The sequence below is a fragment of the Sphingomonas sp. Sphisp66 genome (genome assembly GCF_047324325.1).
Lineage (GTDB): Bacteria > Pseudomonadota > Alphaproteobacteria > Sphingomonadales > Sphingomonadaceae > Sphingomonas.
This window is the reverse complement of record NZ_CP168508.1, coordinates 4811883-4830704: the sequence shown is the minus strand read 5'-3', so window position 1 is coordinate 4830704 and position 18822 is coordinate 4811883. Positions and strand designations below refer to the sequence as shown.

The window sequence follows — 18822 nt, the reverse complement described above, 5'->3', positions numbered from 1 at the left end:
TTCGGCTGCCCGAGGAGGGACGAGTCGCGGCGCTGAGGTCAGGGAGATAACGCGCGGAGCCTGAACTGGTTCGGAATCGGCTGTTAAGCGGCGGTTTAGCTGGTTAAGGACCCGGCATGCGCTACTGGCTCCTCCGCTCCGAACCCGATGTCTATGGCTGGGACGATCTGATCAAGGAGGGCGCCACCGAGTGGAACGGCGTGCGCAACTACACCGCGCGGAACTTCCTCAAGGAGATGGAGCCGGGCGACCAGGCGTTCTTCTACCATTCGAACACCGAAAAGGCGGCGGTCGGGATCATGGAGGTCACCCGCGCTTGGCAGGCTGACGGCGATGACGGCAAATGGGCCAGCGTCGCGGTGAAGCCGGTGCGCAAGCTGGGCAAGCCGGTGACGCTCGCCATGCTCAAGGCCGAGCCCCGGCTGGCCAAGCTCGAAGTGCTCCGCCAGTCCCGCCTCTCGGTCACCCCCGTCCGCGACGACGAATGGGCGGTGATCCTGGAACTGGGCGACTAAGACCCGGGTCCAACAGCGCACCGCCGGGCGACTCGCGGAAGTTCACTAAGTTCATGACCTGGGCGGCGTAGCGCGCGCCCTGAAGCGCCTCGATCGGCGGCTTTGCGCAACTTGCTTGCGGCCGCCTGATCCTATCTTTCCAACGAAATCAAAGAGCGGCCGGACAAGACCCCCGGCCGCCCGAGCCAAGCAGGCGAAATCCTACATTGCAAGAGCGATCACGGCACCAGCAACGGCCGCATCTTCGGCACCGCCATCGCCAGTTCGTCGGCCACCATCTTCGAGAAGAAATCGGCGCCCACTGGCCCCAGATGGGTATAGTCGAACGCCAGCTTGGCATCGCCGAGCGGCTCGACCGCGGCATTGTTCTGCGCGGCCGCCGGCACCGCGGGCGTCGCGGCGGGATTGGCGATCGTCGTGCCGGTGAGCGCTGCGGCCGAGACCTCGCGAGCCGGCGGCATCTGGGCGAAGCGGTTGGCCATCGACGGCCCCAGCGCCTCGACCGCATCGGCACTGCGCCGGTTGAGATCGACCAGCGGCACCTGCATCTCCGCCGCCACCTTGCGGATCGCCGCCGCCCAGGGTTCGAGATCGCGGTCGAGCTTGCCGGCCTTGAACTGGCGGCGGGTGAGCGGGGTCAGCAGGATCGGCTCGGCACCGGCGGCGCGCGTTTCCTCGACATAGCGCTTCAGGTTCACCGGAAACTCGGTGGCGAGGTCGGTCGAGCGGCCCGGCTTGCCCGGCTGGTCGTTATGACCGAACTGGATGAGGACATAGGTCTTCACGAAACCCGGCGTCTTCATCTCGGCCAGAGCCAGATCCCAGCTGCCCTCGGCCCGGTAGCTATAGGTGCTGCGCCCGCCCCGGGCGAGGTTCACGCAGGCGGCGAAGCTGGTGACATGGGTGGCGCAGAAGCTGCCGCCCCAGCCCGACAGCACCTGGGTGGTCGAATCGCCGACCAGGATGATCTTCGAGGCCTTGATCGGCACCGCCGGCGGACGGTCCTGCGGTGCGGTCTGGGCCTGCGCCACGCCCATCGACAGCGCCAATACCCATCCGGTGACAACAGCCTTTCGCATCCCATCTCTCCCGAATCTGTTTGTCCGGAAGCTAGATGACACCGGTGCCAGTGGCAATCAGGGCAGCGGGAGACGGACCTCCAGGTCGCGCAACCGGACCGGTTCGGGCGGCGGGAGATCGTTCAGTTCGATGGCGACCCGGCCGGTCTTGTCGGGCTTCTTTTTGAAGGCGCGCCCGACGCCGCCGATCGCGTCGCCGACCAGCTTGACCGGGTTGGTCGACTCGCCCGGTTCCTCGCAGCAGCTGTTCGGATCGATCACCTTGCCGACGCCGCGGATCAGGGCGGTTCCCATGCCGAGGATGTTGATGCCCGTGGTGCAACCCTCCGAGCGAGTCGCGCAGGGCGCGATCGAGGCGTTGAGCGCGCCGATCCCGGTCACGTCCGGGTTGCTCGGCATCGGCCGGTCGGGCGGGCCGCGCTCGCCGGGCAGCGGCAGGCGCGGATCGGGCGGAGCGCCCTGGCCGCACACGACGATCTCGTCCTTCGTCCGCGCCGCCGCGCAAGGATCGTTGAGGATAGACCAGCTCTGCTTGCCGTCCGCCGCCTGTTTCGGCTGGTTGAGCGTGCCCGGCGCTTCCTGCGCGGCAATCAGGGCCAGCATCGTCAGCAGCATAGAGAACTCCGCCCATCCACCGGGGACTAGACGGAGCTAACCATGGATAGCCGCCTGTAGGAAAGCCCCGGCCTGCGAAATCACTCGAAGACTTCGGCCATCGCATCGGGATCGAGGCCGCGCGGATCCTCGCCCCGGCCATTCTCCCCCTTGGTACCCGGAACCAGCCCGATCACGATCACCGCGAGGAAGCCCAGATAGGGGACGAAGCTGGCCAGCAGCCATTTGCCGCTGGCATCGAAATCGTGCAGCCGGCGGGCAAGCAGCGTTATCGAGGGCACGAAGGTGGCCAGCAACCACAGGAGGAGGATGACACCCGCCGCGCCGAGAAACGCCGGGGGCTCGGTTCCGCCGGCATCGAACATGCCCATCACGAACCCGAACGGGAACAGCGGGCCGTATTTGACGATATAGAAGAGCCAGAACTCCGAACGGCGCGAACGCCCGCTCGAATCGGAATAGAGCCTCCACGGCCGAAGCAGCAAATCCATCGCGGTTCCCCCGACCTGCCGATGCGGGCATGAAAAACTCCGCCCGATCACCAGGACCGGGCGGAGCTAATCACAGATCGCCGTCTGTAGGAAAGGCCTTACGCGGCAGCCTTGGCGCGCGACGCCTTCTTGCGCTCGTGCGGATCGAGGTGGCGCTTGCGCAGGCGGATCTTGGTGGGCGTGACTTCGACCATCTCGTCATCGTCGATGTACGCGATCGCCTGCTCCAGCGTCATCTTCTTCGGCGGGGTCAGGCGGACGGCGTCGTCCTTGCCGCCCGAGGCGCGGAAGTTGGTGAGCTGCTTCGCCTTCATCGGGTTGACCTCAAGGTCATCCGTCTTGGCGTTCTCGCCGACGATCATGCCCTCGTACAGGGCCTCGCCGTGCCCGACGAACAGGATGCCGCGCTCTTCGAGCGGACCCAGCGCATAGCTCTGCGCTTCGCCATTGCCGTTCGAGATCAGCACGCCGTTCTTGCGGCCTTCGATGTTGCCCTTGTGGGGGCCATACTTCTCGAACAGGCGGTTCATGATGCCGGTACCGCGGGTGTCCGACAGGAACTCGCCATGATAGCCGATCAGGCCGCGCGACGGCGCCGAGAAGGTGATGCGGGTCTTGCCGCCACCCGACGGACGCATGTCCGTCATCTCGCCCTTGCGCTGGTTCATCTTGTCGACGACCGTGCCCGAGAACTCGTCATCGACGTCGATCACGACGGTCTCGTACGGCTCGGTCTTCTTGCCGTTCTCGTCTTCGCCGAACAGCACGCGCGGACGGCTGATGCCGAGCTCGAAGCCCTCGCGGCGCATCGTCTCGATCAGCACGCCGAGCTGAAGCTCGCCGCGGCCGGCGACTTCGAAGCTGTCGCGGTCCTCGCTCTCGGTGACCTTGATCGCGACGTTCGACTCGGCTTCGCGCTCGAGACGGTCACGGATCATGCGGCTGGTGACCTTCGAACCTTCACGGCCCGCCATCGGCGAATCGTTCACGGCGAAGCGCATCGACAGCGTCGGCGGATCGATCGGCTGCGCCTGGATGGCGGTGCTGACCGAGGTGTCGGCAATCGTGTTCGACACGGTGGCGACGGTGAGGCCGGCGAGCGAGATGATGTCGCCTGCCTTGGCTTCATCGGTCGGAACGCGCTCGAGACCCTGGAAGGTCATGATCTTGGAGGCGCGACCGGTCTCGATCACCTTGCCGTTCATGTCCAGCGCGTGGATCGGCTGGTTGACCTTGACCGTGCCCGACTGGACGCGGCCGGTGAGGATGCGGCCGAGGAAGTTGTCGCGATCGAGCAAAGTCACCAGGAAGGTGAAGGGCGCATCGACTTCGAGCGCCGGCGGCGGCACGTGATCGACGATCTTCTGGAACAGCGGGCGCAGCGTGCCTTCGCGCAGCGACGCATCCTCATTGGCATAGCCGTTGCGGCCCGAGGCGTAGAGCACCGGGAAATCGAGCTGCTCGTCGGTGGCGTCGAGCGACACGAACAGATCGAACACTTCGTCGAGCACTTCCTGGATGCGCTCGTCCGGACGGTCGATCTTGTTGACGACCACGATCGGACGCAGGCCGAGCTTGAGCGCCTTGCCAGTGACGAACTTGGTCTGCGGCATCGCGCCTTCCGACGAATCGACCAGCAGGATCACGCCGTCGACCATCGAGAGGATGCGCTCCACCTCGCCGCCGAAATCTGCGTGGCCCGGCGTATCGACGATGTTGATGCGCGTGCCTTCCCACTCGACCGAGGTCGGCTTCGCCAGGATGGTGATGCCGCGCTCCTTTTCGAGGTCGTTCGAGTCCATCGCGCGCTCTTCGACGCGCTGGTTGTCGCGGAAGGTGCCGGACTGACGGAAGAGCTGGTCGACGAGCGTGGTCTTGCCGTGGTCGACGTGCGCGATGATCGCCACGTTGCGGAGGTTCATGATGCTATCCTGGAAGTAAGTTGGCGGGCCCGTACAGCAATTTGTGCGTTGCGGGAAGCCCGGTGATTCGCCGCCGGCGTCGAGACGCCGCAGCCAGAAAATCTTGAATCCCTTGAATCGCCATCGCGTGCGCGGCGCGGAAGTTCACAAAGTTCGTGACATCCACGCGCGTGGCGCTTGCTCGGGAGATGGGCGCGGGGCGCCGGGCCGGCAAGGGCCGCCGAAAGGGTAATTGGAGCAAGTACGCGCATCGGTCATTCTGAACCACAAAAGCGCCGTGTAGGACAGCGCCGATTGCATGAAGGGAAGAACATGGCCGAGCCGCTGAAGATCCTCGTCATCATGGGATCCGTCCGCGAGGGGCGGATGGCGGAGCCGGTGGCTCATTGGGTGATGGAGGGCGCGACGGACCGCGCGGCGCTCGACCTCGAGCTGGTCGACCTGAAGGACTGGGATCTGCCCTTCTATCCCTTCGCCAAGCCGCCGGCGGCGGGCGATTACCAGGACCCGCTGCAGCTGCGCTGGGCGGAGAAGATCGCCGGCGCCGATGGCTATATCCTGATCTGCCCCGAATATAATCACGGCATCCCGGCGGTGCTCAAGAACGCGCTCGATTTCGTCTATGCCGAATGGCACCGCAAGCCGGTGACCTTTGTCGGCTATGGCGGCAATGGCGGGGCGCGATCGATCGAGCAGCTGACGATGGTGGCGCGCGAGCTGCGCATGGCGCCGCTGGAAGCGTCGGTGCACATCATGAGTGTTTGGAGCAAGGCTGCGGGCGGCAGCTTCACGCCCGACGACAAGGACAGCCGCTGGATCGGGCATCTCTATGACGAGCTGACCTGGTGGGGCCGGACGCTCAGGGCCGGGCGCAAGGCCGCGGATTGAGCGGACCTGCTCTTTTTCGCAGGAACGATGCGACCGAAACGACCCGGCGGCGTTTAGCCGGCATGAACCCCGATCCGATCGCGATCGCCCGGCGGCTGCTGAACAGGGCGGAGAAGGAACTGGTCGAGCGGATCATCGCCGCCGGAAGCTCTGCCGCCGCGGCGGCGGCCGGAGAGATACGCGGCTATTTCCTCTCCGCACTTCAGGAGTTCATGACCACGCTCGGCAAGCTGCCGCATGCCACGGCCAACTGGATCCTCGATCTCGATCGCGGCTGGCACGCCCGACGGCTGACCCATGTCGAGACGCAGCTGGTGCAGGAAGCCTGGGGCAGCCGGATCAATCCCGCCGATGTGCGGATCGTGAAGGGCGCAGGGCTATCGGCCTGGGCGGCGATCGCCTTCCGAAAGGGCAATCCGGCGATCACCCTGGGCAATACCATCTATATCAAGTCGGACCTGAAATATCTCACCCACAACGACCTTTCGAACTCGCTGCGCGGCATCGAGATGCTGCTGCATGAATATACCCATGTGGTGCAATATGCGACCTTGGGCTTCGCCCGGTTCGGCACGCGCTATGCGTCCGAACTCAAGGCGCACGGCTATGATCCCGACAAGCTCTACGACTATGGCTCGCGCAACAATGACTGGTTCCACGAGACGCTGGAAGGCCAGGCGCAGATCGTCGGCGAATTCGGCTCGGCGAAGCGCGCGCTGAACGTGCCGCAGAATCGCACGCTGGCCGACAGGCTCCGCGCGAAGCTCAAGGGCACCGGCATCTATGCGCAGTAAGCGAATGCCGATCCTCGTCCTTCTGAGCCTTGTCCTCGCCGCCTGCCAGCAGGGCGCGGAGATCCGGATCGACCAGAAGGACGGGCGCGCGACTTTCTCGCTTTCGCGGATATCCAGCGACAAACCGGCCTGCATCCGCAACCTTGAGGTCTATGAAGGCGAGCCGAAGGGCGGCCAGCCTTTGTGGCAGATCGCCGGCGGGGACGAGGGCTGCATCGCCAGCGTCGAGTTCGCCAAGGTTCCCCACGGGTTTTCGCAGGCCGACGGCACGCCGGCCGGCCTGAAGCTCAAGCCCGGCCAGAGCTATGCCGTCCAGGCGTCGGGCACCGGCTGGCTGGCGTTCGGCGCGTTCACCGCACGCTAGCCGCGCCTAGCCGGCCAGCGCCGTCTTGCACTTGCCCGGCTCCGCGGCGAAGCGGGCCGGATCGAGCACGATCTGCTGGGTGCGCAGTGTCTTCCTGCCTGCCGGGCGGAAGGTGAAGCTGCGCTTCTCCGTGCCGTCCTGCACCTCCAGCACATAATCGACCGCCGAATTGCCCGGCTCGCCCGCGACACGGCGCAGGATCTTCATCCCGTCGCGCAGCCCCGCGGCATAGGCGTTGGAGGCCGGGTCCAGCCCGGTCAGGACATTGCCCGCCTTGGACACTGCGTCGGGATCCCAGCCGCGCTCGAACACCGGGACATCGGCGGTGACCAGCCCGGCACAGCCGCCGAACGCATCTTCGGGCAGGAGGAGCGGCTCGCCACGGGTGAGATAGCGGTCCAGGTCCGGGCGAATGTCCAAGCCGGCGCGGCCGATCTCCGCGACGAAGCCGTCGGTAAGCTGGGGCGGCTCCTTGGCTGCGCGGGTCCGGGCGAGCTGGGCGCGCAGCACCGTGTCGAGACTGCCCAGGCCCTTTGCCTGGAGCTGCCGGTCCCAAAGCGCCGCGAGCAGCGCACCGCGCTGATAAGGGATCTTCTCCGCATCATAGTCCCCGCTCCAGAATTTGGCGGCGGCCGCGACATTGCCGGTCGCGCGGAAGGAGGAGGCGGCATAGGCGCGCAGCATCTCGTTCCAGTCGGCGGCGAACTGCTCGGGCGTCCACAGCCCGGCCCGCAGCATCAGCCGGCGGGCATAGAAATCGGTGAAGCCCTCGCTCATCCATTAGACCTGCGTTTCGGCCTGTTGCGGGAAGCGGCCGAGCTGGCGGGCGTTCCAGCTGTGGAAATATTCATGCGCGAGCAGCCAGGCGAGCCCCGAGAGCGGCGCGTCGCGATCGATCCAGGTGGCGAAGGCATCGCTGCGACCGGTGCCGCCATAGCTGAGCCGCCCGGGCACCGAAGCGAGCGGGATGGCGGTGATCAGGAAGGGACCGACCTTGTCCTCGCGCCAGAAATCGCGCTCGACCGAGACGACCTGCTGGGCCAGCTTGTCAAAGGCCTGCACGTCGAAGTTGAAGCTGCCGATATGGGCGACGCGGACCGGGGCGCCATTGAGCGTGACGGTGGAGACGGACAGGTCGCGCCCGCCGATCGCGATGCTCTCGAGGATGTCGGTCACCGTGCGGGGGTGACCGCCCAGGCCCGTGGCATGTTCGGTATCGGAGGCGAAGCCGAGGGTCTTCGGCCCGTTCCAGGCGAAGCGGGCCGGCGCCTCGTCGCGGTCGACCGGGCGAGCATAGAGGACTTCGCCGACCGCATAGAACCAGCCGGGCCGGACCACCGGCTGCGCCCGCTCGCTGTTGCCTGCAGTGGGATCGGCATCATAGGCGGAGACGATCCGGTAGCGCATCACCAGCGCCGCACCGGGGGCCGAGCGGACGATGCGGCCGCCATTCGGCGCCGGCGCGGTCGAGCTGGCGCCTTCGACACGGATGTCGCGCGCCCATTGGCCGAGCTTGCGCTCGCCGGCCCAGCTGTCGACCCAGTCGATCGTCGTGGTGCCGGACTTGTCCGCCTTGAGCCGGATCGTGACGTCGAGCGCGGCGATCGCGTCGCCCTGCATCTCGGGCGCGAGCGCATAGGATATCGCGGGCCCGGGCGCGGACACGGCGCCGCCGAGCGCCAGCAGGACGGGCAATGCCGCGACGCGCAGCCGTTGATGCATGGAAATCCCCCTTTTCGAACCCGCGGGCGATTTATCGGGGCGAAGGCTGACCGGCAGATGAACGGAACGGCTGTTCAACGATCCTCTGGTGCCGCTATTCCTGCGGCCAACCGCGCCTATGTTGGCAGCGAAGGAGTAAGGCGATGAAGAAGAGTCTGTTGCTGGCGCTGGTGCTGCTCGCGGGCTGCTCGGCGGCCAAGACCGAGAAGCAGAGCGTGAGCCTGATACTCGACGCCGATTTCACCACCGGCAAGCTGCTGCTCAATTGCCGCGATTCGAGCAGCGGCACCTGCCATGTGCTGGTCGCCGGGTCGGGCGAGCCGGTGTTCCTCTCGGCCGCCAAGGGCTCGACCAGCGAAGGCGAGGGCGCGAAGGAAGGCGCACGCTTCTGCGCCGGCACCGCGGTGCCGCAAAATGGCTGCAGCCTGACGGTGCTGCGCAATGGCGAGCAGATCTATCGCTCGAGCCAGGTGAAGAGCGAAACCCGCTGAGGACGCCGGCCCTTGGCGGGGCGGCCTTGGTGTATTACATAAACGACACAGTTGGACTGCGGTCCGGATCGCCCTATGCTGGGCCCGGGACAGCTTTGGAGACGTACGCATGGCAAGCGAGACCTTGGTGGCCGATCAGGATCTGGTGCTCACTCCGCCCGAGCCGGTGAAGGTCGTCGCGCCCGAAAAGGCGGCCGGGCTGGTGCCGGTGGACGACAAGAAGAAGAGCGAGCTGGAAGCGCGGGTCGACGGCTTCATCGACGATCTCGTCGCGCAGGACGTCAACTCGCCCGAATTCGGCAAGCGGGTCGATGCGATCTCGGCGATGGGGCAGAAGGAAATCCGCGACGCGGCGGGCCAGTCCAATCGCTTCCTCGACCGGCCGGTCAAGGCGATGGGCAATGACGGCGTCGGCGCCGATCTGCTCGCGCTGCGCAAGAAGGTCGAGGAGCTGGATCCCAGCCAGAACGCCAAGCTGATCAACGGTGGCGGCGGCTTCCTGTCGAAGATCTTCGGCGGCAGCGTGCAGCAATATTTCCGCAAGTACCAATCGTCGCAGACGCACATCAACGGCATTCTCAAGAGCCTGGCCAATGGCAAGGACGAGCTGCTGATGGACAATGCCGCGATCGACACCGAGCGGCAGAATCTCTGGGCCTCGATGGGCCGGCTCGAGCAGATGATCTATCTGTCCAAGGCGATGGATGCGAAGATCGAGGACAAGGCCAACGAGCTCGATCACAGCGACCCGGCCAAGGCCAAGGCGCTGCGCGAGACCGCGCTCTTCTATGTCCGCCAGCGCACCACCGACCTGCTCACCCAGATGGCGGTGACGGTGCAGGGCTATCTCGCGCTCGACCTGGTCAAGAAGAACAATGTCGAGCTGGTGAAGGGCGTCGACCGCGCCAGCACCACCACCGTCTCGGCGCTGCGCACCGCAGTGACCGTGGCGCAGGCGCTGACCAACCAGAAGCTGGTGCTCGACCAGATCACCGCGCTGAACAGCACCACGGCGGGGCTGATCGATGCGACCGGCACGCTGCTCAAGAGCCAGTCGGCGGCGATCCACGAGCAGGCGGCGAACTCGACGATTCCGGTCGAGACGCTGCAGCGCGCGTTCCAGAACATCTATGACACGATGGACGCGATCGACACGTTCAAGCTCAAGGCGCTCGACAACATGAAGACCACGGTCAACACGCTGTCGGACGAAGTCGAGAAGTCGAAGGGCTATATCGCCCGCGCCGAGGGGGCGTCGCAGAACCAGGTCTCGGGTGGGGCGGAGCAGTTCAAGCTGGAGGCGATGTAAGCCGTGCCCACCGATGTCGATCGCGAACTGAACCGGATCGGAGATACGCTCAACCGGGTGCGCAGCCGCACCGATGTGGCGGTCTCCGGTCGCAACCGCCAGCACCGCGAGGCCGAAGTGGTTCGCCGCCTCGGACGGATCGCGGCGGCGGACGGCGCGATCCTCGCCGGGGCGATCGCCTTCGCGCTGATCGTGTCGCCGCTGGGCATCATGGGTGCGATGCTGGTCGGGCTGCTGCTGATCGCGGCGACGATGCTCTTCGCGGTGCTGCCGGCAAGCGCGCCGGTGAATGTCGAGAAGCTGGCCGAGATCCCGCTCAAGGCACTGCCGCGGTCGACCGAGCGCTGGCTCGAGACGCAGCGGCCCGCCCTGCCCTCCCCGGTGCGCGGGCTGGTCGATTCGATCGGAGTGAAGCTGGAGACGCTCACCCCGCAGCTCGCCACGCTCGACGAGAACAGCCCGGCGGCGATGGAAGTGCGCAAGCTGGTCGGCGAGCAGCTGCCCGAGCTGGTCAAGGGCTATGCCCGCGTCCCCGAGTCACTGCGCCGGGTGGAGCGCAACGGCCTGACCCCGGACCAGCAGCTCGCCCAGGGGCTGCAGCTGATCGACGATGAGATTGCCGAGATGACGTCGCAGCTGGCCCAGGGCGACCTGGACGCGCTGGCGACGCGCGGGCGGTATCTGCAGATCAAATATCAGGGCGAAGAGGGGTGATCGTCCCCGGCCCGGCCTCGGGCCGCGCCTGATGGAATTGCTGCTGATTCCTCTGGCGCTGCTGGTGATCACCGCCACCTACTGCGCCCAGAAAATGGTCGCCGACTTCAGGAGCGCGAACCGGACTGCCGGGCTTTGGGGCGCAGTTGCGCTCGCGGGGCCGCTGTCGTGCCTGACGATAGCACTCACCGCGGTTTTGCTGTCGCTATATTACCACTAACCCGCACGCCTCAGGCCGGATGCGGCCAGCCGCCCGCCACGCAGCGCGCATCGAAGCTGCGGGCCAGTTCGGCGAGACTCACCGCGCCCAGCCTGGCAACCAGCAGCGCCTCAGCTTCACGTAGTGCGTCGTCCAGCGCTTCGTTCACCGCCGCCTCCACCGCGCAGGCCGGGCTCTCCTGCTCGCTGCCGATCGCGAACAGGGTGGGGCCGCCCACCGCGCGGTGGATGTCCAGCAGCGAGACCTTCTCCAGGTCGGCGGCGATCGCCCAGCCGCCGCCATGGCCCTTTTCCGAGCGGACATAGCCGGCGTCGCGCAGCCCGGCCATCGTCCGGCGGACCACAACCGGGTTGGTCTGGAGCATCTTCGCGATGTGCTCCGACGTCATCGGCCCGTCGTGCCGCACCATGTGGAGCAGCACATGGAGCATCCGGGATAGGCGGCTGTCCTTTCGCATCGATCCTTCCTCGGGTCCGCGCGGCCGGTTGGCAAGCGCAGGCTTTCACGATACTTATCATGTTACATGATTCGCGAAAGGCTGCCCATGACCGAGAACAAGCACGAGAACCCCGCCCACTGGGACGATGCCGCGGCCAATTACGAGCGCACCGCCCATCCCTTCACCGCGCGGTTCGCCGAGGAGGCGCTGGCCCGGGTGACGCTGACGCTCGACATGCAGGTGCTCGACGTCGCGGCGGGGACCGGCGCGCTGGCGCTCGCGGCCGCGCGGAGCGGAGCCTATGTCCTCGCCACCGACTTCTCGCCGGGCATGGTCGCGCGGATCGCCGCGGCGGGGCTGCCCAATGTCGATGCGGAGGTGATGGACGGCCAGGCGCTCGACCTGCCCGACGCGAGCTTCGACGTCAGTTTCTCGGTGTTCGGCGTCATCATGTTCCCCGACTGGCGCAAGGGCCTCGCCGAGATGGCGCGGGTGACCAGGCCCGGCGGCCTCGGCGTGCTCGCCACCTGGCAGAGCGAGGGCGCGGCGACCTTCCTGCTGCTCTCGCAGATCCGCCGGCGGCTGTTCCCCAGGCTCAACGGCAAGACCAAATTGCCCGAGGGCGCGGTGGCGCTGGGCGATCCCGAATGGCTGTCGGCAGCAATGGTCGATGCGGGGTTCCAGCCGCCGAAGATCGACGTGGTGGTGCATGACTTCCCGCTTGGCGTCAGCCAGCTCGACACGCCGGACGAACTTTTCGGGATGAGCCCGGACTGGGCGGCGCTCGACGATGCGCAGCGGGCGGAAGTGGTCGCCGAGGTGCGGCGGTTGGCGGAGGGGCGGGCGATCCTGCCGATCCCGTCGACCGCGCTGATCGCGGTGGCGACGCGCTAGGCGGGGCGGAATTCCTCGACGGCTTCGTACATGCCGAGGGTGAAGGTGGAGACTTCCAGCGCCTGCTGGAACCAGGGCAAGGGCCGCGGATCGGCGCGCATCGCTTGGTACGCGGCCTGGCTCTCCCAGCGCGCGACCATCGTCACCGACTGGCCGTCGAGGCTGCGATGCAGGGTCGCGCCGAGGAAACCGGGCGCGTGACGGACGATCTGCTCGGTCACTTCGGTGAGGAGCGCGAGTACCCGCGCCTGATGCTCGGGTGCCATGTCGAACCGGTTGATCAGGACGATCGGGCCATCGGCCATGCTCATTTCTCCAGCACTTCCCTTGCCCGATCCGCTAGCCGCTCGACCGCAGCGGCGTGGATGCCCGGCGCGGAGGCGAGCACGCCGAAAGCCTGGCCGCTCGGCGTGTTGAAGCCGAGCGGTCGGCCGAGCGCGTCGGTGATCGCCGCCCCTGCCTCGTGTGCGATCAGGACCGCGGCCGCGACGTCCCACTCATTGCCCCAGCGGATCGTGGCGAGCAGATCGGCCTCGCCCGCAGCGACCATTGCGATTCGCAGCGCGATCGAATTGGGCTTGGCGACCATCACCAGGTCGCCGTCGACCTTGGGCAACTGGTCGGCCGGCACGCGGGCGCCAGCGAGCATGTCGCGTGGGGTGACGGCAAGGCGCACGCCGTTGCGGAAGGCGCCCTGCCCCGCCTCCGCAGTCCACACTTCGCTGCGCGCCGGCGCGTCGAGCACGCCGATCACCGGCTGGCCGTCCTCGACCAGCGCGATCGACACCGCCCAGCCAGGGCGTCCGCGCAGATAATCGCGGGTGCCGTCGATCGGATCGACCACCCAGATGCGCCGCGCGGCGAGCCGGTTGGCGTTGTCCGCAGTCTCCTCGGAGAGCCAGCCGGCATCGGGCAGCAGCGCGGCAAGGCGGATGCGAAGCAACGAATCGACCTCGAGATCGACGTCGCAGACCGGGCTTCCCGGCACCTTCTCCCAGCGCTTGAAGTCGGTGTCCCAGCGCGCCATCGCCAGCCGCCCGGCCTCCGCGGCGATCGCCGCGACTTCGGAGGCGAGTCCGGCCTCAGGCACCGGCGATGGTCATCCCGTCGATGCGAAGGGTCGGCGCGTTGATCCCGTAGCGGAATTCGAGATCGTTCGCCGGCGTCATCGCCAGGAACATGTCCTTGAGGTTGCTCGCGATGGTGATCTCCGAGACCGGACGGGTGATCTCACCCTTCTCGATCAGGAAGCCCGCCGCGCCGCGGCTATAGTCGCCGGTAACGCCATTGACGCCCTGGCCGATCAGCTCGGTGACGAGGATGCCGTACTCGATCTCGCCGACCAAAGTCTCGGCCGGGATATGGCCGGCTTCCATATAGAGGTTGGACGGCGCGACGCCCGGGGCTCCGCCAATGCCGCGCGAGGCATGGCCAGTGGGCTCGAGGCCAAGCTGGCGCGCCGAGGCGCTTTCGAGCAGCCAGGTCTCGAGCAGGCCGGCATCGACCAGCTTGACCGGCTGGACGGGCAGGCCCTCGCCATCGAAGGGACGCGAGCGCAGGCCGCGCGGACGGTGCGGATCGTCGCAAATGGTCACGCCCCTGGCGAAGACCTGCTGGCCGAGCCTGTCGAGCAGGAAGCTGGTCTTGCGGGTGATCGCCGAGCCGCTGATCGCACCGAGGAAATGGCCGATCAGCCCAGACGAGACGCGGCGATCGAATACGACCGGCATCGCGCCGCTGGGAATCCTCGCCGGATCGAGCCGTGCCACCGCCCGCTCTCCGGCCAGCCGGCCGATCGCCTCGGGTGCTTCGAGCATCGCGGCGTGGCGTGCGGAGTGATGCGCATAATCGCGCTCCATGCCACCACCGGTGCCGGCGAGCACGCTGGCCGAGATGCCATGGCTGGTCTGGGCATAGCCGCCGGTGAAGCCATGGCTGGTGGCAAGCGTCATCACCGAGCGCGACGCGCCGGCGCTGGCGCCTTCGCTGTTGGTCACGCCCGCAACCGCACGGGCGGCTTCCTCGGCGAGCAGGGCGCGGGCCTTGAGCGTCGGCGGGTCGACATGCGCGCCGTCGTCGAGGTCGAGCATGGGCGGGCTGCCGTGGAGCAGCCGGTCCTCGGGGGCGAGGCCGGCCCATTTGTCCTCGGGTGCCTCCCTCGCCATGGCGACGACGCGCTCGACGAGCATGTCCATCGCGGCGGAGCTGAGGTCCGAGGTGGAGACGCTGGCCGAGCGGCTGCCGACGAACACGCGCAGGCCGAGCTCCTCGCTCTCCGAGCGCTCGATATCCTCGAGCTCGCCCATGCGCACCGAGATCGACTGGGAACTGTCGGCGGCGAACACGGCATCGGCGGCATCGGCGCCGGCGGCGCGCGCGCGGGCGACGACATCGGCGGCGCGTTCGCAGGCTTCGGAGATGGTCAGCATCGAGGGGACTTAGGGAGCCGGAGGCGGAACGTCAAAGCGTCTGTCCGACGACGAAGCAGGCGGCGAACATCAGCAGGCCGGCATTGCGGTTCGAACGGAAGCGGGCGAGCGCATTGGCGCCGTCCCGCGTGTCGAGCGTGGCGACCTGCCAGAGCAGGTGGAGCGCCATCGGCAGCAGCGCTGCAAGGGCCAACGGATCGGGGCGCATCTGCCAGAAGGCCGCGCCCCAGCAGACCAGCGCGACGAGGTAGAAAGCGGTGACGCCGCCCCGGACATGGCTTCCCATCGCCCGCGCCGAGGAGCGGACACCGACCAGCGCATCGTCCTCGATGTCCTGGATCGCATAAATCGTGTCGTATCCGATCACCCAGGCGATGCAGCCGGCATAGAGCAGGGCGAGCGGGAGCAACGGCTGGCCGCCGATCTCGACCCAGCCGACCAGCGCGGCCCAGGAAAAGACCAGGCCGAGCCAGGCCTGGGGCCACCAGGTGATCCGCTTCATGAAGGGATAGGCGGCGACCGGGGCGATGCTGGCCAGCGCCACCAGCCGGGCGGGCCAGCGGAGCTGGAGCCACACGACCAGCCCGACCAGGCACAGCGCGGCGAGCCAGAGCGTGGCCGCCTTCACCGAGACCGCGCCGCTCGCCACGGGTCGGCTGCGGGTGCGCGCGATCTGGCGGTCGAGGTCGCGATCGACGATGTCGTTGAACACGCAGCCCGCCCCGCGCATCGCGATGCTGCCGAGCAGCAGCCAAAGTATCAGGTCCCAGCGCTCGACCGCCCCCTTGGCCAGCGCGACCGCCCAGGCGCCAGGCCAGAAGAGCAGCCACCAGCCGATCGGCCGGTCGAAGCGGGCGAGCAGGGCATAGGGCCGCCAACCACTGGGGAGCAGGCCCACCAGCCCGCGATGCTCGGTATCCGGAACGATCTGCTGCGCCTCTGCCATGCGTCCCGTCTCCGCGCGGCGGGCGGAAAGATCAAGCCCGCAACAATCTGGCATAATTCTGCGACAAACTGCGCCGAGGGCAGGATCGGATCCTTTCATTCCGGAAACATCCGATGCGCCTTATCCTTGCCAGCCTCACCCTCGCCGCGATCGCCAGCCCCGCCCTGGCCGACAGCACGCCCAATTTCTTCATCAGCCCGATGGGCGAGCCATTCCGCGGGCCCGACGCGCCCAATATCTGGTTCGACAAGGCCGACACGAACCATGACGGCATACTCACGCAGGACGAGATGGAAGCCGATGCCGCGCGCTTCTTCGCGACGCTCGACAAGAACAAGGACGGTGAGATCGATCCGGACGAGATCGAATATTACGAGACGGTGGTCGCGCCGATGATCCGGGTCGGCGGCTATATGGGCACCGAGCCCGAGTCGACCGAGGGGAGCGGCGACAGCGATGCGCCCCGGCCCAAGGCGACCTATGTCGCGCAGGGCGCGGCGCGCTTCGGCTATTTCGACTATCCCGAGCCGGTGGTGGTGGCCGACATCAATTTCGATCGCGGCGTGGACGCGCGCGAGTTCCGCATCGCCGCCGACAAGCGCTTTGCGCTGCTCGACAAGAATGGCAACGGCAAGATCGAGAAGAGCGAGCTGCCCAAGCTCGACACGCCGAGCTTCAAGCCGGGCAAGCAGGGCGGCGGACGCGGTGGCATGGGCCGGCACGGCGGCGGCGGCGGTGGCCGGCATGGCGGCGGTGGCGGTTTCGGCGGCGGGATGGGCCCAGGCGGCGGTATGGGCGGCATGGGGGAGTGACTGCGAGCCGGAGCACGCGCTAGAGCGGGGCATGCCCGCTACGCCCGCCTGGCCGCCCCAGTCCGCCCCGCGCCTGTTCGTCGAGACCGAGCTCTCGCCCGGCGAGATCAGGATCGACGGGCCGCAGGCGCATTATCTGATCTCGGTGATGCGGATTAAGCTCGACGAGGCGATCAAGCTGTTCGACGATCGAACCGGTGAATGGGCCGGGGTCGCCCGCTCAATCGGCAAGCGCGACCTGATCCTGGAGGTGACCGACCAGTTGCGCGAGCGCGAGCCGGTGCCCGACCTTTGGCTCTGCGTGGCGCCGATCAAGAAGGGGCGGATCGACTGGATCGCGGAGAAGGCGTGCGAGCTGGGCGTCGACCGGCTGGTGCCGGTGCTGACCCGGCGCGCGGTGGTCGACAAGCTCAACCTCGAGCGGCTGCGCGCCCATATGATCGAGGCGGCCGAGCAATGCGGGCGCACTGCCCTGCCCCGGCTCGACGAGATGGTGAAGCTGCCGGCGCTGCTGCGTGACTGGCCCGAGGAGCGCGTGCTGTTCTTCGCCGACGAGACCGGCGGCGTGCCGGCGGCGGATGCGATGCGGGCCAATCCGGGACCGGCAGCGATCCTGATCGGACCCGAGGGCGGCTTCGACGACAGCGAGCGCGAGGCGATCAGGGCGCATCCGCGCGCCATCGGGATCGCGCTGGGGCCGCGGATTCTGCGGGCGGAGACAGCGGCGGCGGCCGCGGTGGCATTGTGGATGGGGGCTGCGGGGGATTGGTGACGGATTAGCCGCGAATCTTGCTTCCCGCCCAGGCGAAGAACCGCGGGACCGGCGCGTTGCGCTGCATCCAGGCGCTATATTCCTGGTACGCCGGATCGCTGCCCAGATGCAGTTCCTCGGTGCGCGCGCGCCAGTAATAGATGCCGCTCACACACGCCATGATCGCGGCGTTGCGCAGCCCCTCGACCCAGGTCGTGGTGGCGAGGAAGGGCAGCCCCGAGAGCCACCAGAACAGGTTCTTCGACAGGTACGCCGGGTGGCGGCTCCACGCATAGGGGCCGTGAGTCAGGATGCCGCGGTGCGTGAGGTTCGAGAAGCGGATGCCGAAGGCGATCGTCGCCCAGGCATAGATGCCGGTCAGCACCACCAGTACCACGCCCAGCCCGCCCAGTATCCAGGGATGGCCGGCGAACCACCAGGTCCAGTCGGCGCTGCCGGGATGATAGTCGAGCACGCCGCCTTCGTTCATCAGCACGAAGGGCGGATAGCAGATCAAGGCCGCGGTCCAGCCCGCCGCATAGGGCGTGGCGGTGCGGATATGCGAATCGAGCGGCCGCATCGTCAGGATGTAGCCGGCGGTGGCGAAGGCCACGTCGATCACGAACATGAAGCTGATGCAGTAGTTGGCGATCACCGCCGGGCTGTCGAACATCCGTGCGAAGTTCCAGCCGACGAAGTCGCCGAAATTGGGCGGCACGATCGAGAGCATGAAGGCGAGGAAGAAGCCCTTCACCGCCCAGCTGCGCAGATGGTTGTGGATCGCCGAAGTGTCGATCGGCTCCTTCAGCCCCATCAGCCAGGCGCCGAGATGCCAGGCGCCGTCCTTGGGCTGGACCAGCTTGCGGTCGAGCCAGAGGACATAGGGAATCGAGAGCAGGAACAGCGCCGGCGCGGCCATCTCGATGCACCAGATCGACCAGGCGAAATTGGCGTAGCGGCCGCTCCACCAGAAGCGGAAGGTGGCGTAGATCAGCGCGATGCCGCCCCAGGTGAGCCACAGGCCGGTGAGCTTGGTCACCGAGATGTCGAGCGTCTCCCGAAGCGTGCGCGGCGAGGACCAGTCGATGCCGGTGCTCGGGTTGCGGTGGACCTTGTCGACAAGGAGCGACCAGAGGACCATCGGCACCGCGCAGGCGACGACGTTGACCAGCGCCGAATAGGGACCGTCGAGCCGGTACAAAGTGGCGAACATCGTCCACAGCGCCATGCCCGCCAGGCCGGCCATACCCACCCCGGTGCTCACCGCCGAGCGGGGGCGCGGATCGGCCTTTGCATCGGCGGCCAGCTTGGGATCGTGATACATGGCGGAAACGAGTAGCGCGCAATGGTTAGCGTCCCGTGAAGGATTGCGCGCCCGCGCGGCCCTTTACCTGCCCGCCCGCAGGGTCCTATGACCCTGCAATCCT

23 protein-coding genes are annotated in these 18822 nt (G+C 67.4%); 11 read left to right on the top strand and 12 right to left on the bottom strand.

Annotated elements, in window-relative coordinates; translation table 11 throughout:
- Positions 1–116: 116 nt before the first annotated feature.
- A complete protein-coding gene (locus ACEN8G_RS22350; RefSeq protein ID WP_413415161.1) occupies positions 117–515 on the top strand; it encodes an EVE domain-containing protein in 399 nt (132 codons plus the stop codon).
- Positions 516–733: 218 nt separating this feature from the next.
- Here ACEN8G_RS22350 and ACEN8G_RS22345 read toward each other — a convergent pair whose 3' ends face one another.
- The 4 genes from ACEN8G_RS22345 to typA all read right to left on the bottom strand — a co-directional run bounded on the left by ACEN8G_RS22345 (position 734) and on the right by typA (position 4622).
- Positions 734–1594, bottom strand: coding sequence for a rhamnogalacturonan acetylesterase (locus ACEN8G_RS22345; RefSeq protein WP_413415162.1), 861 nt, complete (start codon positions 1592–1594; stop codon positions 734–736).
- Between the two features lie 57 nt (positions 1595–1651).
- A complete protein-coding gene (locus tag ACEN8G_RS22340) occupies positions 1652–2209 on the bottom strand; it encodes a hypothetical protein (protein WP_413415163.1) in 558 nt (185 codons plus the stop codon).
- An 80-nt stretch (positions 2210–2289) separates the two neighbouring features.
- Positions 2290–2700, bottom strand: a complete 411-nt coding sequence (locus ACEN8G_RS22335; RefSeq protein ID WP_413415164.1) for a DUF805 domain-containing protein — start codon at positions 2698–2700, stop codon at positions 2290–2292.
- Positions 2701–2798: 98 nt separating this feature from the next.
- Positions 2799–4622 carry a translational GTPase TypA gene (gene typA, locus ACEN8G_RS22330; protein ID WP_413415165.1) on the bottom strand — a complete coding sequence of 608 codons (1824 nt, stop codon included), beginning with the start codon at positions 4620–4622 and terminating at the stop codon, positions 2799–2801.
- Between the two features lie 312 nt (positions 4623–4934).
- Between typA and ACEN8G_RS22325 the strand changes: the two genes are divergently transcribed.
- The 3 genes from ACEN8G_RS22325 to ACEN8G_RS22315 all read left to right on the top strand — a co-directional run bounded on the left by ACEN8G_RS22325 (position 4935) and on the right by ACEN8G_RS22315 (position 6668).
- A complete protein-coding gene (locus ACEN8G_RS22325) occupies positions 4935–5510 on the top strand; it encodes an NADPH-dependent FMN reductase (protein ID WP_413415166.1) in 576 nt (191 codons plus the stop codon).
- Between the two features lie 62 nt (positions 5511–5572).
- Positions 5573–6304, top strand: a complete 732-nt coding sequence (locus tag ACEN8G_RS22320; protein WP_413415167.1) for a hypothetical protein — start codon at positions 5573–5575, stop codon at positions 6302–6304.
- Complete coding sequence (locus tag ACEN8G_RS22315; protein ID WP_413415168.1) at positions 6294–6668, top strand: hypothetical protein; 375 nt, start codon at positions 6294–6296, stop codon at positions 6666–6668. Before ACEN8G_RS22320 ends, ACEN8G_RS22315 begins: the two co-directional genes overlap by 11 nt.
- A 6-nt stretch (positions 6669–6674) precedes the next feature.
- On the opposite strand, the gene ACEN8G_RS22310 is transcribed toward ACEN8G_RS22315, so the two are convergent.
- Both ACEN8G_RS22310 and ACEN8G_RS22305 read right to left on the bottom strand, forming a co-directional pair.
- Positions 6675–7445 (bottom strand): hypothetical protein, encoded by a 771-nt coding sequence (locus tag ACEN8G_RS22310; RefSeq protein ID WP_413415169.1) that lies wholly within the window; start codon positions 7443–7445, stop codon positions 6675–6677.
- 3 nt (positions 7446–7448) lie between these two features.
- Positions 7449–8390 (bottom strand): hypothetical protein, encoded by a 942-nt coding sequence (locus ACEN8G_RS22305; protein WP_413415170.1) that lies wholly within the window; start codon positions 8388–8390, stop codon positions 7449–7451.
- Positions 8391–8533: 143 nt separating this feature from the next.
- Between ACEN8G_RS22305 and ACEN8G_RS22300 the strand changes: the two genes are divergently transcribed.
- From ACEN8G_RS22300 to ACEN8G_RS22285, 4 genes are all read left to right on the top strand, one after another.
- Complete coding sequence (locus tag ACEN8G_RS22300) at positions 8534–8881, top strand: hypothetical protein (protein WP_413415171.1); 348 nt, start codon at positions 8534–8536, stop codon at positions 8879–8881.
- 109 nt (positions 8882–8990) lie between these two features.
- Entirely contained in the window at positions 8991–10190 is a 1200-nt protein-coding gene (locus ACEN8G_RS22295) for a toxic anion resistance protein (RefSeq protein WP_413415172.1), read from the top strand.
- A gap of 3 nt (positions 10191–10193) precedes the next feature.
- Entirely contained in the window at positions 10194–10904 is a 711-nt protein-coding gene (locus tag ACEN8G_RS22290) for a hypothetical protein (protein ID WP_413415173.1), read from the top strand.
- 31 nt (positions 10905–10935) lie between these two features.
- Positions 10936–11124, top strand: a complete 189-nt coding sequence (locus tag ACEN8G_RS22285; RefSeq protein ID WP_413415174.1) for a hypothetical protein — start codon at positions 10936–10938, stop codon at positions 11122–11124.
- A gap of 10 nt (positions 11125–11134) precedes the next feature.
- On the opposite strand, the gene ACEN8G_RS22280 is transcribed toward ACEN8G_RS22285, so the two are convergent.
- Positions 11135–11581 (bottom strand): Rrf2 family transcriptional regulator, encoded by a 447-nt coding sequence (locus tag ACEN8G_RS22280; protein WP_413415175.1) that lies wholly within the window; start codon positions 11579–11581, stop codon positions 11135–11137.
- 87 nt (positions 11582–11668) lie between these two features.
- Here ACEN8G_RS22280 and ACEN8G_RS22275 point away from each other — a divergent pair, with 87 nt between their 5' ends.
- A complete protein-coding gene (locus ACEN8G_RS22275; protein ID WP_413415176.1) occupies positions 11669–12457 on the top strand; it encodes a class I SAM-dependent methyltransferase in 789 nt (262 codons plus the stop codon).
- Here ACEN8G_RS22275 and ACEN8G_RS22270 read toward each other — a convergent pair.
- Genes ACEN8G_RS22270 through ubiA form a run of 4 tightly spaced genes read right to left on the bottom strand, consistent with a single transcriptional unit; the run spans position 12454 to position 15832 of the window.
- Positions 12454–12768, bottom strand: coding sequence for a putative quinol monooxygenase (locus ACEN8G_RS22270; protein ID WP_413415177.1), 315 nt, complete (start codon positions 12766–12768; stop codon positions 12454–12456). The two genes, ACEN8G_RS22275 and ACEN8G_RS22270, sit on opposite strands and share 4 nt — an antisense overlap.
- Positions 12765–13547 (bottom strand): 3'(2'),5'-bisphosphate nucleotidase CysQ, encoded by a 783-nt coding sequence (locus tag ACEN8G_RS22265; protein ID WP_413415178.1) that lies wholly within the window; start codon positions 13545–13547, stop codon positions 12765–12767. Before ACEN8G_RS22265 ends, ACEN8G_RS22270 begins: the two co-directional genes overlap by 4 nt.
- Positions 13540–14886, bottom strand: coding sequence for a TldD/PmbA family protein (locus tag ACEN8G_RS22260; RefSeq protein ID WP_413415179.1), 1347 nt, complete (start codon positions 14884–14886; stop codon positions 13540–13542). Before ACEN8G_RS22260 ends, ACEN8G_RS22265 begins: the two co-directional genes overlap by 8 nt.
- A 31-nt stretch (positions 14887–14917) precedes the next feature.
- The gene (gene ubiA, locus ACEN8G_RS22255) at positions 14918–15832 is read right to left on the bottom strand and encodes a 4-hydroxybenzoate octaprenyltransferase (protein WP_413415180.1); all 915 of its coding nucleotides are present in this window, start codon (positions 15830–15832) and stop codon (positions 14918–14920) included.
- 113 nt (positions 15833–15945) lie between these two features.
- On the opposite strand from ubiA, the gene ACEN8G_RS22250 reads away from it, so the two are divergent.
- Both ACEN8G_RS22250 and ACEN8G_RS22245 read left to right on the top strand, forming a co-directional pair.
- Positions 15946–16644 (top strand): hypothetical protein, encoded by a 699-nt coding sequence (locus tag ACEN8G_RS22250; RefSeq protein WP_413415181.1) that lies wholly within the window; start codon positions 15946–15948, stop codon positions 16642–16644.
- Between the two features lie 31 nt (positions 16645–16675).
- Positions 16676–17416, top strand: coding sequence for a 16S rRNA (uracil(1498)-N(3))-methyltransferase (locus tag ACEN8G_RS22245; RefSeq protein WP_413415182.1), 741 nt, complete (start codon positions 16676–16678; stop codon positions 17414–17416).
- 4 nt (positions 17417–17420) lie between these two features.
- Here the strand turns inward: ACEN8G_RS22245 and ACEN8G_RS22240 are convergent, their stop codons facing one another.
- Positions 17421–18719: a DUF1295 domain-containing protein gene (locus tag ACEN8G_RS22240; RefSeq protein ID WP_413415183.1), complete on the bottom strand. Its 1299-nt coding sequence runs from the start codon at positions 18717–18719 to the stop codon at positions 17421–17423.
- Between the last annotated feature and the right edge of the window lie 103 nt (positions 18720–18822).